Source organism: Chryseobacterium lathyri (genome assembly GCF_019970085.1).
In the GTDB taxonomy this organism is placed as follows: Bacteria; Bacteroidota; Bacteroidia; order Flavobacteriales; family Weeksellaceae; genus Chryseobacterium; species Chryseobacterium lathyri.
Genome location: NZ_JAHXYG010000007.1, coordinates 34,674 through 50,181, shown reverse-complemented (window position 1 = coordinate 50,181; position 15,508 = coordinate 34,674). Strand labels below are relative to the sequence as shown.

The following is a 15,508-nucleotide window of genomic DNA, read 5'->3' as shown; positions in this document are numbered from 1 at the left end:
GGGAAGTATGTCGGGCCTAAGCCCTCATCCCTAATTCTTGGTCCCTTTTAATTAAGTATAAAATTCTTATTGGGAATATTGTCAAAAACAATTCTCATATTTTTGACGAATTTCTGAAGTTCGGAAATAAAGGTTTCATTTTCAGTAGTTTCGCCATAGGCGTAAAAATTGGTTTCATTGATTCCAAAGCCTATTTTACTGAGCGTAAACATCACGAAATACAGAAAATCAACCTCAGAATTCACATCCAGGTTGTTGTATAAAATAACTTTTTTGTTATCAATAGCAAAAAACTCACACTGGTTATGGTACAGGTTGATGTGAATCTCCTTACTGTTTTTATTGTTGAGTGAATTCAAAAACTTTTCCCCTGAAAAATTAAAATGAACCGGAATGGCCAGCTCCTTTATTTTTTTGTAAAAGTTTTTAGGGAATGTATAATAAAACTGTACCCCGAACTTTTTATTGACAGAAAGCATGAGCTCCTCTTTTTCCCTGTCAGCCGGAGCATTGAAAGCAATCAGCTCAAATCCTGCCTCATGCTCAGAAAATCCTTCAGGCATCAGGGTAAAGTGATTTAGTGCCGAGATCACATGGATTTCGTCAAACCTCTGCTTAAGAAGAATTTCATCAAGCTTATCTTCAATAAGATTCTCTGGAGTTTCTTCAGTAACGAAATAAGACTTTTCTTCCTGAATGCCTTTGTTTTTTGCAATCTGGTAGATTAATCCGTCTTTGGTAAAAAGTAAATTAAGTACGTTCATATTTCAATTGCTGCAAATTTAGTGAAATTCTATCATAACGGCATCGGATTGATGGTGAAGTATTTCCTTATTATAAAAATCGATATCTCTCTGGCTTTCCAAAACATCCATAACCATTCTCTGCAGCGTTCCGTCACCAATACCGTGAACAATCTCCAGCCTCTTCAGATGATGCTTTCTGCAGAAATCAAGAACTTCCGTTAATTTCGCTTTTTGGATAAAGAGTCTTTCGAAACTGTCATAATCACTGGGATTTCTGACGAGATTGTGAAAATGCAGATCCAGAACCATATGATTTTTCTGATGTTTTTTGGAAGTCACTTTCTTCGGTTCTGCTTTTCTCACTACCCGGATATTTTCATAAAGTTCTGCGTTTTTCGGAACCAGTTTCTCTTTCGGATATTGGTAGGTAAAACCATACTCATCTTTGAAAACAACAATATTGCCGTTCACGGAAGTAATGATCCCGCTTAAATCCTCATCTACTACAGAAACTTTGTCCCCGATTTTCATGTATTGTACTCCTTCTTTTATTGTTTTCAAAATTAAATCTTAGGTCCCAGTTCAATGATTTCCAAATCTTTGATCTCTTCACCTTCCACTACGAAACGCATCATGGTCCTCGTTTTATGCCATCCCTGTTTTCCACAGGCTCCGGGATTCAGGTGAAGGAGATTATTCTTTTGGTCAAACATGGCTTTTAAAATATGGGAATGTCCTGAAATAAACAGCTTTGGAGCCTTTGCAGAAATTTCTCTGTTTGTCAGCGGTGTATATTTTCCGGGATATCCACCGATATGGATCATTAAAACTTCAAGATCTTCGCAGAAAAAACGGTTCACTTCAGGAAATTCAGCTCTGATCTTCGCATTGTCTATATTTCCGTAAACACCCTTTAAAGGTTTTATTTTTTCCAGTTCTTCAATCACTTCCATACTTCCGAAATCCCCGCAATGCCAGATTTCATCAGCCTGACGGGCATATTCTAAAATCCTGTCGTCTATATAGGAATGGGAATCAGAGAGAAGAAGAATTTTCGTCATGAAGATTTGAAATTTTTACAAATTTAGGAAAGATTTATTTTCTATTAAGGGTCAGATTATTTTTAAATACACAAAGTTTTACAGGAGAAGCCTGCATCGCCTAATATTTACTAAATTTGAGAAAATTAAAAAAATGAAGCAGAAATTTTCTCTTTTACTTTTTCTTTTAGCCGTAGGGCTTTTCAATGCCCAGGTTGAAGAAAAAAAATTGGATGAACTGATCCAGAGTACTTTAAAAACTTTTGATGTTCCTGGAATGTCAGTAGGAATCATAAAAGACGGAAAAGTGATTTATTCCAAAGGTTTCGGACAACGTTCTTTAACCACCAAACAGCCGATGGATGATAATACATTGGTAGGAATTGCATCTAATTCAAAAGGGTTTACCTGCACTGCACTGGCTATTTTAGCCGATGAGGGAAAATTGAGCTGGGACGATAAAGTTTCAAAATACATCCCTGAATTTCAGATGTATGATCCCTATGTTTCCCAAAACGTAACCATTAAAGATCTTGTAACTCACAGAGCTGGATTAGGCTTGGGACAGGGTGACCTGATGTTCTTCCCTGAAGGTGGGAACCTGACGGTAAATGATATTGTTCACAATGTAAGATATCTGAAACCTGAAAACCCTTTCAGAACGACACTGGATTATAACAATATTATGTTTATTGTAGCGGGAGAAGTGATCCACAGGATTTCCGGGCTGAGCTGGGCCGAATTTATTGAGCAGAGAATTATGAAACCCGTTGGAATGACTTCCAGTTTTGGAAGCTACAGCAGAGCTAAAGCCGTATCAAACAAAATTGATGCCCATGCTCCTGTAGACGGGAAAGCTGTTGCCGTGCCCCACGATTGGAATGAAACAGGAAATGCAGCAGGAGGAATCATGAGTAATATTAAGGATATGACCACCTGGGCAGATTTTCTTTTAAATAATTTCACAACCAAAGACGGTAAAAAATTAGTTTCAGATAAAAATGTACAGCAGCTATGGAGTCTGCAGATCCCGGATAAAGTTGCTTTAAAAAATCCTTACGATACGAGCTTTTACGGATATGGGTTAGGATGGTTTTTAAGCGATGTGAAAGGACACAAGCAGATTCAGCATACGGGAGGATTAATAGGTACTGTTACCCAATTTACACTGATTCCGGATCTGAAATTGGGAATCGTAGTATTAACGAACCAACAGTCCGGAGCCGCTTTTAATACAATTACCAACACGGTAAAAGATTCTTACCTGGGAGTAGCAGACAGAAACTGGCTGAAAACCTATGGTGAAAGAATGGCAAAAGTAAATGCCGAGTATGATAAGCAGAAAAAAGAAGCTTTCGCCAAATCAGAAGCCTTTAAAAAAGAAAAAAATCTTCAGCCGAAAGCCGAACAGTTTGTTGGAAAGTATAATGACCAATGGTTTGGAGATGTAGAAATTTCTCAACAGGGAAATACACACAGAATTTCCTGCCAAAACTCTCCAAGACTGAAAGGAGAACTGCTTCCCTATTCCAGTAATTCTTTTATTGTAAAATGGGACGACAGAAGTTATGACGCTGATGCTTATATTATTTTCAGCTATGATGAAAATGGAAAGGCAGAGTCTGCAAAGCTAAAGCCTATTTCGGATGTTACAGATTTCAGTTTTGACTTTGATGATCTGGATCTCAAAAGAAAGTAAATTGGGATAAAATACAATTGCTGAGCAAAATTATAAATCACAAAAAATATAAAATTCAATAGGAGCGGGCTTTAGCCCGCTTTTTTATGAATAATACATTTGGCTTTAGCCAAAACTTCAGATTATCTGAGTAGATTGAGATTTTCTTTGGCAAGTGAATATTCAGAATTCAAATGCTGATATCATTTACTACAATAGTTTCAATATAGGTCCTATCCTTTTTAGCACATGAAAAAAGGAGTAGGATAGTCAAAAAAGATACAATTAAATTTTCCCTGGCTCATAAAAGAACAGGAGTCTTTTCTTGGCGCCATCAAATTCAGACCATGAATTACAGTCTATTTCAAAACCGGCAACTCCACAAGTGGGGAAATGGAAAATATCTTCTGAAATGGAATTCGCAAAATTGGAAATTCCATTGTTATGAGAGAAAAAAGCCACAGAATTCACATTGTCATCCAGGTCGTAGATTACAGATTCAAAATTTCTTTCCGAGGGATTATAAAGCTTATCCTCCGTAGAGACATTAAGCTGATAGGCTTGGTTAAAGATTTTACACGTATTCAGGGCACGCACAGCCGGGCTGGAAACAAACTGGTCAATAGAAATATTATTGTTTTTCATGAATCTGGACATGTTCATAGCATCTTTCAATCCTTTGTCTGCCAAAGGTCTGTCGAAGTCCTCCGTTTCTTCCGGCCAGTCGCTTTTCGCATGTCTTACGAGGATGAGTTTCTTCATATTTTCGTTTTTTGGAAGATTAAAATTATAAAAAAAATAATGGAATAAAACATGATTTTTATAAAAAAACTGCGTTATGAATAAAATCATTAAATTTTACTAAATTTGCACACTTATGGGACAGATCCTTGCAATAGACTATGGAAAGGCACGCTGCGGTATCGCTGCAACAGATGATATGCAGATTATTGCAAGCAGTCTGGATACTATCGAAACCCGGTTTTTGATGGAGTTTCTGAGAAAATATTTCACAGAAAACAAAGTGGATGATGTGGTAGTAGGCCTTCCTACAGATTTGAAAGGAAATATTTCCGAAGTGGAGACAGATATTTTAAAATTCATTGAAGAATTTCAGAAGGAATTTTCCGGTATCACGGTCCACCGTTTAGATGAAAGATTTACCTCTAAAATGGCTTCTTTTTTTATCTCCCAAAGCGGGAAAAGTAAAAAAAAGAGACAGGAAAAGGGATTAATAGATAAAGTAAGTGCAACAATTATATTGCAGAATTTTTTAGAACAAAGAATAAGATGATTTTACCGATAAGAGCTTTTGGGGATCCTGTTTTAAGAAAAGTAGGGAAAGATATAGACAAAGATTATCCCGGTTTACAGGAACTTATAGATAATATGTTTGAAACGATGTATAGTGCGAATGGCATAGGGCTTGCAGCACCACAAATCGGTTTGGACCTGCGATTGTTTGTGATTGATGTAACGCCACTTGCAGATGACGAAGATTATGAAGACATCAAAGACGAGCTGGCTGAGTTTAAAAAAGTTTTCATTAACGCAAGAATCCTTGAAGAATCTGGTGAAGAATGGAAATTCAATGAAGGATGCCTTTCTATTCCGGACGTAAGAGAAGATGTGAAGAGAAAAGGAACAATCGTTATTGAATATTATGACGAAAATTTTGTGAAACATACAGAAACTTTTTCCGATATTAGAGCCCGCGTAATTCAGCATGAATATGATCATATTGAAGGCGTGCTGTTTACCGATCATCTGAGTATATTGAAGAAGAAACTCGTAAAAGGTAAGCTGGCAAAAATCTCACAGGGTGATGTAAGCATCAGCTATAAAATGAGATTTCCAAAGTAATTTAAACAAGGATTAAAAAACAAAATAATAAACAGCAAAAAGCCCCGTGCCTATTGCAGAATTTACAAAAAATAAAATTATGCTGTTAGAAAAAATAATTTCAATTTCTGGAAAGCCAGGACTTTTCAAATTAGTTTCTCAACTAAGAAACGGTTTTATCATTGAAGATGTTACGACTAAGAAAAAAGTAAGCATTGGAAACTCAAGTCAGGTGAGTTTATTGGATAATATCGCTATGTTTACATTTGATAAAGAAGTTCCTTTGTTCGAGGTTTTTGAAAATATTGCTAAAAACTACGATTATAAAGAAACGATTTCTCACAAATCTTCCGATGATGTTCTGAAAGAATTCATGACGGCTTCTCTTCCTAACTATGATACAGAAAGAGTATATGCTTCAGATATCAAAAAATTGGCTCAGTGGTATAACCTTCTTCAGAAAGCAGGATACATTACTCCTGAGAGCTTTGTAAAAGCAGAGCCTGAAACACTGGATGGTGCAAAGGAAGAAGTGAGCATTGAAAAAGAAGCTCCTAAAAAAGCAGCGTTAAAAGCAGAAAAGCCTGCAGCTCCAAAAGTAAAAGCTACTTCTGCAGCTAAAGCCGCTCCAAAAAGTACACATACTAAGAAGGGATAATTTATCCCGATTGTAAATACAGAACCCTGTCAAAAATCTTGACAGGGTTTTTATTTTAAACACAAACTCCTAAGCTTTATTTTCCGTTCTTTTGTTTCAAGACAGAACTTAATTAAATAAAGATTTACCCTAAATTTGCATCACTTTGAATCCTCAATTATGAATACCAGACAAGAAAAATTAGAAGCCTTCGGAAGATTATTGGACATCATGGATGATCTACGCGAAAAATGCCCATGGGATCAGAAGCAAACCCTGCAATCCCTTCGTCATTTAACCCTTGAAGAAACCTACGAGCTTTCAGATGCTATTCTGCAGGAAGATTTGCAGGAAATCAAAAAAGAGCTGGGTGATGTTCTGCTTCATCTTGTTTTTTATGCCAAAATTGGTTCTGAAAAAGAAAGTTTCGATATTGCAGATGTCATCAATTCTTTAAACGAGAAACTGATTTTCCGTCATCCCCATATTTATGGTGATACAGAAGTGAAAGATGAAGAAGAAGTAAAGCAGAATTGGGAGAAGCTGAAGCTGAAAGAAGGGAATAAATCGATTTTAGGCGGTGTTCCGAAAAGTCTTCCAAGTTTGGTAAAGGCCTACAGGATTCAGGATAAAGTAAAAGGAATTGGGTTTGAATTTCACGATGCAGAAGATGCATGGAAAAAAGTAGATGAAGAAATTCAGGAATTTCATGCAGAAACCGATTTAGATAAAAAAGAGCTGGAGTTGGGCGATGTATTTTTCTCACTCATCAACTATGCAAGAATTTCAGGACTGAATCCGGATTCTGCATTGGAAAGAACTAATTTAAAATTTATCTCAAGATTCCAGAAAATGGAAGTGCTGGCAGAGGAATCAAATCTGAAGCTGGCCGACCTGTCTTTGGAAGAAATGGATGTATTGTGGGAAAAAGCAAAACTGCTGTCATAAAATAAAGCCCTGACATAGAAGTATTCCGAGAATCCTTATTGGAATAGGTTTTGCATGGCTCATCATGTTCTTTGATCCTGCAAACCGATTAATTCTTATTACGATTGATGGAACCCAAAAACAAGTCTCGTTATCAACAAGATTATTTAATACCTTAGAGAAAAATATACGGTATCCGTATTTTCAGTTTTAAAAATTAAAAAAATAGCTATGCTGCGTATTCTTACCCTATCTGCATTCTTATTATGGAGTTGTAATCCAAAAGCACAGGATTCTCCTAAAACCGACGAAATCAAAGTTGAATTTTCCCTTCCGAAAAAATTGAAAGAAGTTTCAGGAATCGTTCTGTCTCAGGATAAAAATACCATTTGGACGATAGAAGATCAGGGAAATAAAAATGTAGTTTACGGTTTGGATAAGCAGGGCAAGCTGGTAACAGATGTTTTGGTAGAAAATGCTGAAAACAACGATTGGGAAGATATTACCAAAGATGCCCAGGGAAATATTTACCTCGGTGATTTTGGAAATAATGATAACAACAGACAGAATCTGGCTATTTTAAAGCTGGATTTGAAGGATGCTTCCCAGAAAACAACAAAAGTTGTTCAGACAACAAAATTTCATTACGAAGGGCAGACTGAATTTCCTCCAAAGAAATCAAACTGGCTGTATGACTGTGAAGCTTTCGTAGAAATGAACGGAAACTTCTATCTTTTCACCAAAAACAGAAGCAAAGGTTTTGACGGAACTTTCCTTGTATTCCAGATTCCTAATAAAGAAGGGGATTTTGAAGCCAAATTGATAGGGAAACTTAAGCTTGCAGGGAAGTACAGTGATGCTGCCATCACTTCTGCCGCCATCAACAGTACCAATGATAAAATCGTTCTGCTTACCCATAAAAACATTCATGTACTTTCCGGGTTCACAACTGATAATTTTAATACTGCGAAGATTGAGAAAGTATCTTTAAATCATAATTCGCAGAAAGAAGCTGTTGTTTTCCTGGATGATAAAACTCTGCTGATCGCGGACGAAAAAGATAAGGAAACAGGCGGAAATGTATATAGGTTTGAATTTGACTCCAAAACTAAATAATGACAGCTGCAAAAGCTTAAATCCGGCATTAAGAAAAAACAAGAGGGACAAAAAATTGTCCCTCTTGTTTTTTCTTAATATAGAATTAAATATAAGAAAGCGATAAAATTTAAAAAGTCATTCCTACTCCGGCAGAAATTCTTCCTCCGTCAGAACCATAGAAGTAATTCAGTCTTGCAGAAAACATTTCTACAACGCTCAGCCAGAATCCTGCTCCTACAGACTGATGCCACTTTTTAGAATCCTCACCATCGTTCCAGACACGTCCAAGATCATATCCAACCAGTACACCCATATTGGCAGGAATAATATTGTTTCTTACTCTTCCAAAATCCCAGCGGATCTCAGAATTGTTGGTGAAATAAGATTTACCTGAAAACCTGTCATTCCGGAAAGCCCTCATCCCATTATTGCCGCCTATGCTTGCTGCCTGGTAGAATTCGAAATTATTATTGCTGATCCACATGGCATTGCTGGAATTCGCAAACACAAAATTTCCTCTTTTGTCAAGTCTGTGGTCTATCGTCAGTGTTCCGTTCAGGGTGAAGAAGTTTTTCTTGGTATCGGACAGATTGGTTTTCCAGTCTGCATTCATCAGTAATTCCAGTCCCAAAGTCGGGAAGGCATTATTATCAAGGTTTTTGAAGCTGAAGGTATAATTGGCCCCTGCAAACTGCTGGCTTTTGAAAACTTCAGGTCTCACGTCCGGTGACTGATCTATAAAACGGTCACCGTTTCTCTGTACCTTATTATCTTCAAAGGTCAACTGAAACTGATGCTGAAGGTTCATCCAGCTCTTCTTAGAGATAGAAGGAGCAAAATTGAACTTAGAAATCCTTGCCCGGTTGTATTCCCTCTCCGTATTTTCCTTGTCGTATTTACTTTCATTGGACAGTCCGAAGAAATTTTCGGAAAACCGGGGTGTTGTATAAGCCGCATCAAGATTGAAATCCCATCCGGATATTGCTTTTTTGAAAATTCCTTTATAAGCTGCATTAAATCCTCCGGTTGCAGTATAAAAATTAACTTTAAGACTATGCTTTTGGGTATAAGGATCACGGATGAAGTTATTCACCGTATAATTAGCCAGAACTCCTAAGATCACACCGTCATCCGGGTTGTAATCTGCATTTGGATAGCCGGCAAAGAAATTATATTTCGGATGCTTATAATTGTAGGTGTTGATATCGTAATCATCAGAAATATTTTTCTTTCCGGAACCGTTGTAAGTATTTTTCTGACTTTTAAAATCATAAATCTTCACACTTTTTCCGTCTGTAATATTGTAGACATCATGGTTGTAACCGCCAATCAGCCTGATACTCGTTTTAGGTCTTCCTTCTCCTGATACTTCATAAATATCATCATCTTCAAGACCATAAATCCAGAGCTCCTTTGTTTGGGAATCCTCGTACGTTTTTTCAAAAACCAATTCAGGGTTCTCTTTGTTTTTATCTAATTTATACTGCTTTACATTGATGGAATGTGCCGTTTTTGTAATGACGAACTTATCCGGATTCACCGTTCCGGCAAGAGGAACTTTTTCCTGCAGGACATCATAATATTGGGCGGCGTAATCCTGCAGCTTGGTTTTTCTGATTTTTAATTTACGTTGGATATCGGCAATAGTCTCATCTTTTACTTCTTTAGGAAGATTGCTGAATGCATCATCAATATCCGAATCAGTAAGATGTTCCTGGATATACTTTGCCTGCGCAGTCCATTCTTCCTGTGAAGCGCCCTTTAAAAAGATAAGGTCCAGCGGATACGGTTCCATATTGATCCACTTTACATTTTTGATCTCCTCTTTAAAAGTCTTCATATGACGGATAGCCGGAACATTCATAATAAGCTTGAAGGCGGCACCGTCATACCGGCTGAAAGCCTGATCCCTGTCCTTCGGGATCGGTTTATAAACTACATTGTCGCCATCCTGATATTCCGCCCATTTCCATTGATCTGAATGCCTGTCCCAATCACCGATCAGCATATCAAATATCCTTGCTCTTATGTACGATTCACGGTCTACGGAATACTTATAATTTTTGGTGAAATTTTTCAGAACATCATCCGTAGAAACAATATCTTTAGCATTGTCCAGCGAAGCCAGTGTTTTAGGGTCAGAAGAAAAGCGCTCTTCAATCATGTACATTTCATCGCCATAATTTTTATTATATTCTCCTAAAGCATATTGCTTCGGAATGTAATATAATTTCGGATTACTATGGAAGATACCGAGCTTATCAGCCATATTTCCTACTGAAAAAGGGGTAAACGGATGATTGGTCGTATAAAAATCGAGCAGAAATTTTTCAGGAAATGTATTGTTCAGCTCGTTCCCGAAAGTGCTCTTTTTGAAAGCCATATTATTCAGAAAACGGACGGCGCTTTTTTTCACGCCTCGCATTACAAATTCCTGTCCGTCTGCCGTTTTCAGCCTTAAGCTGTTCGACTGATTGCCTCCGCCTTCTCTGAAAGGAGTAAAACCACCATTTAGGGAAGCCAGATCTGCCGTAGGTGCCTCAATTGGAATGCCATAATATTTCCGGTAATGCTCGCCCCACAGCCAACGGTAAACAGGTCCTTTTTGGGTAAGCTTTACCGGATAAATACTTGAAGTGGCAGTGGCCGGAAAATCTTTCGGATAATTATTCACAAAAGCATCCGGTTTGGAGATCACAGAAATATGGGCAAGCCTTTTAATGTTGCTATCTTTTGTTGAAAAATATTCTACATCTGTGCTCTGGTCTTTTCTGATATTCAGAATGGCAAATCCACTTCCTCCGTAAGAAAAATCGGTTTTTTCAGCAATAGTGGCAGGATCCGTTTTAGAACCTGCACCGCTAATAATTTGCCTGATATTCCTTTCTTCATGATATTGCAGATTATGATCATGTCCGGAAACAAAAATAATATTTTCCTTATCCTGAACAATGCTTTTTAAACGGTTGGCCAGATCTGCATAGTGCTGATTATTAATATCCTCCGGATTTGCTCCTGAAGAACTTCTTAATATATTGATGAAACTTGCTCCAATGGGAAAAGGAATCTTACTTTTCAACGGGTAAAGATATGCTTTTGCAGAATTGAATCCTGCATGCGTTCCGCTGCTGATCACAGGATGATGCAGGGCAACAATAATCTTTTTATCCTGGTTTTTGGTAACAAGATCTTTAAACTCTGTGAAGAAATCTTCACGTGTTTTAATTGTACAGTTTTTATTGATCCCGGGATATTGATCCCAGTTTGCAAGCGCCCATTCGGTATCTAAGACAATAAGTTTAATATCTTTTGATAAATTGATGTCATCAATTCCGCAGGAATTTTTAGGAAGAAAAGCTTTCTTATCATTGAAATAGGCTTTCACCAGATCTTCCTGTCCTTTTAATCCGTCCAGGCCGCTGTTCCAGTCATGATTTCCCGGAATAACCAGTGTTTTTCCCTTGAAATTTTTGGCAATGGCAAGCTGGTTTTCCAGTTTTTGCTTAGCCAGCGCATACTCTTTATCAGATTCTTTGGGCAATCCATTGGGATAGATATTGTCCCCCAGGAAGATCAGCATGGAGTTGCTGTCTGCTGAATCCAGTTTGTTTTTGAGTAAATTTAAGGTGTTCTGCGCCTGAGGCTCATCTGCATTTCCGGCATCCCCGATCAGAAAAATTTTATAATCATTTTCAGATTTTACATCAGAATTGTTTATTTCAAATAAGTTTTTACCCTTTTTTACGTTATATGTTGCGCACGAATAGAGAACTCCTGCAGATAATACTGTCCGAAAGGCAATAGAGGTTTTTTTTAAATGAGTTTTAAAGGATAAATTCATAAATTTACATTAACAAAAATTCAGGGATGAATATTTTACACAAAGCTAAAGATTATGTAGAAATCTTATTCAAAGATAAGTTATCTTCTGTATACTTTTATCATAATTTTATTCACACGACCTATACGGTAAACAAGGCCGAAGAGATCATGCGAAATACGCCTGTTTCCAAAGAGGATCAGGAGAAGGTGCTTCTGGCACTCTGGTTCCACGATACGGGTTACGTAGAATGTGCACAGAATCATGAAGAAAAAGGAGTAGCCATCCTGACCGATTTTCTGAAGAAGGAAAATTATCCTGAAAGCTTTATTCAGGATGTTTCTCAATTGATCCTGGCCACTAAAATAACCTATGAACCGCAGAACCTTCTGGAAAAGATTGTAAAAGATGCGGACTGCAGTCATTTTGCCAGCCACGATTATAATGATATTTCCGATGCGCTCAGAAAGGAATGGGAGCTTACCAACGTAAGATGTTTTTCCAATGACGAATGGAACGCCGGAAATCTTGAAATGCTTAAAAACAAGCATCATTATTACACAGAATATGCAAAGGAAAACTGGGAACCTCTGAAAAAGAAAAACATAAAGAAAATAGAAAAAAAGCTTGAAAAGGAAGAGGATAAAAAAGAAAATTCAGACAATAAGAAAGAACCGAAAGAGACAAAGCCTGACCGAAGTGTAGATACTTTGTTCAGGGTAACATTGAACAATCATACTAGGCTGAGTGATATTGCTGACAGTAAGGCGAATATTCTTCTTTCGGTTAATGCTATCATTATTTCAGTCTGTCTTTCCGTACTGGTTCCTAAATTGGATACCCCAAAGAATGCACACCTGATCATTCCTAGCTTTGTATTGCTTACTTCAAGTGTTCTGACTATCATATTTGCGATCCTGTCCACAAAACCGAATGTAACGAAAACCAATTTTACGGCGCAGGATATTACAGACAGAAAAGTAAACCTGCTGTTTTTTGGAAACTTTCATCAAATGATATTTGGAGATTTTCAAGATGCCATGAAAGATCTCATCAAGGATAGAGATTATATCTACGATTCTATGGTGAAAGACCTTTATTTCCTGGGGAAGGTCCTTGACAGAAAATACAAGCTTTTATCTATAACGTATAAGATCTTTATGGCAGGAATTATTATTTCCGTACTTTCTTTTGCCTATGCTTTTCTTTCGCTTTAATAAAATAAATATGGGATTGTAAGACAGTGAACTTTTTAAAGAGAAATTTTCGATGATGAAATAGTTGAAAAAGCCGGATTCTTATTTTATAGATTAATCGTGGGTGAGAGAAACTCTCAACGCCAGCAATCCCGTAATTCCCTGCAAATCCTCTACTTTTAAAAACTCTATATCATTCTGCAGAATTCCTTTTTTCTGAAGCTTATTGATGTATTCCAGGTATTCTTTCTGGTTTTCCATACCGAAATAAACGATGGTAATTTTTCCGGGACAGGTAATTCTTTCCGAAGAATCTTTGACATGGGCTTTATCCAGACGTTTTTTTACAATCTCATAATACGAATTGTAGGCACCATCTACATCAAAGCGCTTTTCATCCATTCTGAAGCGGATATCTATCTTTTCGTTATAAACAAAAAGCAGTGAGGCAATATCAAGCTGTATCGGCAGATCTTTTTTAAAGGTCTGGAATTCACGTTCCATACTGCAGATCGTCTTCAGCTGCCAGTATCTTAATTTGTGAACCACTTTGGATGTATAGCTGAGATCCGGAGCAATATTATGTCCGATATACAGATTGTGTTCTACACCATCAGATTTAAACCTCTCATAATAATGCGGAAAAATTTGCTGGGCTTTGACCTGGCTTTCATCCAGCATGTCGGCAAGTTTTCTGTTGACCAGCGTTATGGAATCATCTAAATTTTTTCTGTTGGCATAAAACAGATCAGTTTGAGCAAAAACCTGCACAAAATAATCTTTGATTTTATTTTTTATTTCCCTGTCGGTTTTCAGTTCCAGCTTTCCCTGCAGATAAGGATGGACTTCCTCTCTCAAAAGTCTCTGAAGGCGTTGTTCCGTATCAGCTTTGATTTCGTTGTTCAATTCATTTTCAAAAACATCAAGAGCCAAAAGGTATTTTTCTGAATCGGAATTGATCAGTGTGAAAATATCATGAAGGCTTTCAAGCTGCTGGTTGAGGTCTTCAAGCATCAGATTAAAGCGCTTCTCTGAAGAGGAACGGATATCCGAGAACCCGAATAGTGGTGTCAGGTTTTTGAAGGAGATCTGTTTCAGTGTGTACATTTTTTTCCCCAGTGAAGCATTGAAATATTTTTCGGCTTCATTTCTGAATTTCCACACTACACTGTCGTGGATGGAAGTATATTCACGCTGGATGATAGCTTCTATCTGGTAGTTTTTTTCAAAGCTGAATCTGTTCAGGGAAAATAGGATCATATCCGTGAAAAATTCCATTTTTTTCAGCTTTAAACCGTTGAAACTGTTGGCTTGCGGAGATGTAAATTCCATAATGGCCAGAAGCTCGTTATCCTTCATGATGGGAATTACCATGAAGCTGTTGATATTGTTATCTCTTAAAATACTGAAAGAAGGAAGTTGTTTGATGCTGTCATCCAGGTTATCAACATTCGAGATGACGATCGGTTTGGAATTGTGATTTAAATTGGTAAAAGTGTTTTTCCGGGTTTCCTCGTCAAATGCATTGATCCAGAAATCCAGGACATGATGGGTGAAAACATTTTCGTAGATTGGAAGTCTGCCGAGTTTCTGATCTTTCTTATCGAAAAGCATAAGTCCGAAATTAAGTTCCGGGACATCGAAGTAAGATTTGAAAATTTCCACAAGATTTTCATCCGGGCTCAAATCCTCCGGATCAATTTCTATCATGCTCGATTTAAGGTCGGACAGGGCCACCTCAGAAGTACAGTCTACCAGGGAAACAATAGTAAAGCCTTTTAAAATCCATGATTTTGAAGGAAAATATTTTTTCCACAGTTTAAAATCGTCCAGATTTTCAAGCAGCATATCCAGGACATCATCCGTTGGAATTTTTGCCTCTTCAGTAGGATAAATCTCTGTAAAATCTGAATTGACCGTAATTTTATAATGTTTCATGATTCCCGGCCTGTTGGGGATATCATAATAAAGAGGCATGGTACTTTTGATGTCTTTTTTGAAATAACTCTGAAGGATAAGACAGCAGCAGAATACATAAAATTCATCGTCCCCGATATTCCTCAGCTCTATTTCAAAGTCCTTTCCGGCATCTTTAAGTATACCCTTAAATCTTTCGGTATAGTTGAAAGTAGTTTTGGAAAGCGGAATACTGGCCGCTTTGATTTCATTGTGTGTAAGACCAGTGGGGAAGAGGTCTGCAAGAATTTGCCTGATGAGGTCTTCATGTTTTTCAAGAAGGGCTTCATCCAGGAATCCATCTCTTAGCTCAGGAAATTTTTTTGTTCTTTCAATTAAAGATTCAGCATAATTAACCCTGTACTCCAAACGGTCGTTATAACGGATATGTTCCAGTACATCCAAATATTTTTTGAATGATATGAGAACCTGAAATGGAGCGTCTTTTTTGTAAAGATTAGCCAAGAGCTTGAATTTAAAGTAAAGTTATGAAAAAAACACCACTTTCAAGTGCACACTAAATGGATGAAAACCATCTTTATAAGAGCTTTGCTTATTTTTCTTAAAC

Annotated in this window: 13 protein-coding genes; 7 read left to right on the top strand and 6 right to left on the bottom strand. The window is 37.3% G+C overall.

From position 1 onward, the window contains the following. Positions 1-47: 47 nt before the first annotated feature. Genes LC418_RS20400 through LC418_RS20390 form a run of 3 tightly spaced genes read right to left on the bottom strand, consistent with a single transcriptional unit; the run spans position 48 to position 1,807 of the window. Positions 48-764 carry a DUF3822 family protein gene (locus tag LC418_RS20400; RefSeq protein WP_111960016.1) on the bottom strand — a complete coding sequence of 239 codons (717 nt, stop codon included), beginning with the start codon at positions 762-764 and terminating at the stop codon, positions 48-50. 18 nt (positions 765-782) lie between these two features. Then, positions 783-1,307: a Smr/MutS family protein gene (locus tag LC418_RS20395; protein ID WP_223560462.1), complete on the bottom strand. Its 525-nt coding sequence runs from the start codon at positions 1,305-1,307 to the stop codon at positions 783-785. 2 nt (positions 1,308-1,309) lie between these two features. Beyond that, a complete protein-coding gene (locus LC418_RS20390) occupies positions 1,310-1,807 on the bottom strand; it encodes a metallophosphoesterase family protein (RefSeq protein WP_223560461.1) in 498 nt (165 codons plus the stop codon). Between the two features lie 133 nt (positions 1,808-1,940). Between LC418_RS20390 and LC418_RS20385 the strand changes: the two genes are divergently transcribed. Continuing rightward, positions 1,941-3,485 carry a serine hydrolase gene (locus LC418_RS20385; RefSeq protein WP_223560460.1) on the top strand — a complete coding sequence of 515 codons (1,545 nt, stop codon included), beginning with the start codon at positions 1,941-1,943 and terminating at the stop codon, positions 3,483-3,485. 264 nt (positions 3,486-3,749) lie between these two features. On the opposite strand, the gene LC418_RS20380 is transcribed toward LC418_RS20385, so the two are convergent. Next, positions 3,750-4,226, bottom strand: coding sequence for a SixA phosphatase family protein (locus tag LC418_RS20380; protein ID WP_111960217.1), 477 nt, complete (start codon positions 4,224-4,226; stop codon positions 3,750-3,752). Positions 4,227-4,341: 115 nt separating this feature from the next. On the opposite strand from LC418_RS20380, the gene ruvX reads away from it, so the two are divergent. The 5 genes from ruvX to LC418_RS20355 all read left to right on the top strand — a co-directional run bounded on the left by ruvX (position 4,342) and on the right by LC418_RS20355 (position 7,986). Next, entirely contained in the window at positions 4,342-4,758 is a 417-nt protein-coding gene (gene ruvX / locus LC418_RS20375; protein WP_111960026.1) for a Holliday junction resolvase RuvX, read from the top strand. Continuing rightward, on the top strand, positions 4,755-5,327 hold the full coding sequence (gene def, locus LC418_RS20370) for a peptide deformylase (protein ID WP_111960029.1): 573 nt from the start codon (positions 4,755-4,757) through the stop codon (positions 5,325-5,327). Before ruvX ends, def begins: the two co-directional genes overlap by 4 nt. A 79-nt stretch (positions 5,328-5,406) precedes the next feature. Continuing rightward, positions 5,407-5,964 carry a DUF5606 family protein gene (locus LC418_RS20365; protein WP_111960031.1) on the top strand — a complete coding sequence of 186 codons (558 nt, stop codon included), beginning with the start codon at positions 5,407-5,409 and terminating at the stop codon, positions 5,962-5,964. A gap of 159 nt (positions 5,965-6,123) precedes the next feature. Further along, positions 6,124-6,891, top strand: a complete 768-nt coding sequence (gene mazG, locus LC418_RS20360) for a nucleoside triphosphate pyrophosphohydrolase (RefSeq protein ID WP_111960033.1) — start codon at positions 6,124-6,126, stop codon at positions 6,889-6,891. 210 nt (positions 6,892-7,101) lie between these two features. After that, positions 7,102-7,986 (top strand): hypothetical protein, encoded by an 885-nt coding sequence (locus LC418_RS20355; RefSeq protein ID WP_223560459.1) that lies wholly within the window; start codon positions 7,102-7,104, stop codon positions 7,984-7,986. Positions 7,987-8,095: 109 nt separating this feature from the next. On the opposite strand, the gene LC418_RS20350 is transcribed toward LC418_RS20355, so the two are convergent. Further along, on the bottom strand, positions 8,096-11,809 hold the full coding sequence (locus LC418_RS20350) for a metallophosphoesterase (RefSeq protein WP_223560458.1): 3,714 nt from the start codon (positions 11,807-11,809) through the stop codon (positions 8,096-8,098). Between the two features lie 26 nt (positions 11,810-11,835). Between LC418_RS20350 and LC418_RS20345 the strand changes: the two genes are divergently transcribed. Further along, positions 11,836-13,005, top strand: a complete 1,170-nt coding sequence (locus LC418_RS20345; RefSeq protein ID WP_223560457.1) for a Pycsar system effector family protein — start codon at positions 11,836-11,838, stop codon at positions 13,003-13,005. A gap of 93 nt (positions 13,006-13,098) precedes the next feature. Here LC418_RS20345 and LC418_RS20340 read toward each other — a convergent pair whose 3' ends face one another. After that, positions 13,099-15,405: a GAF domain-containing protein gene (locus LC418_RS20340; RefSeq protein WP_223560456.1), complete on the bottom strand. Its 2,307-nt coding sequence runs from the start codon at positions 15,403-15,405 to the stop codon at positions 13,099-13,101. Positions 15,406-15,508: the final 103 nt, after the last annotated feature.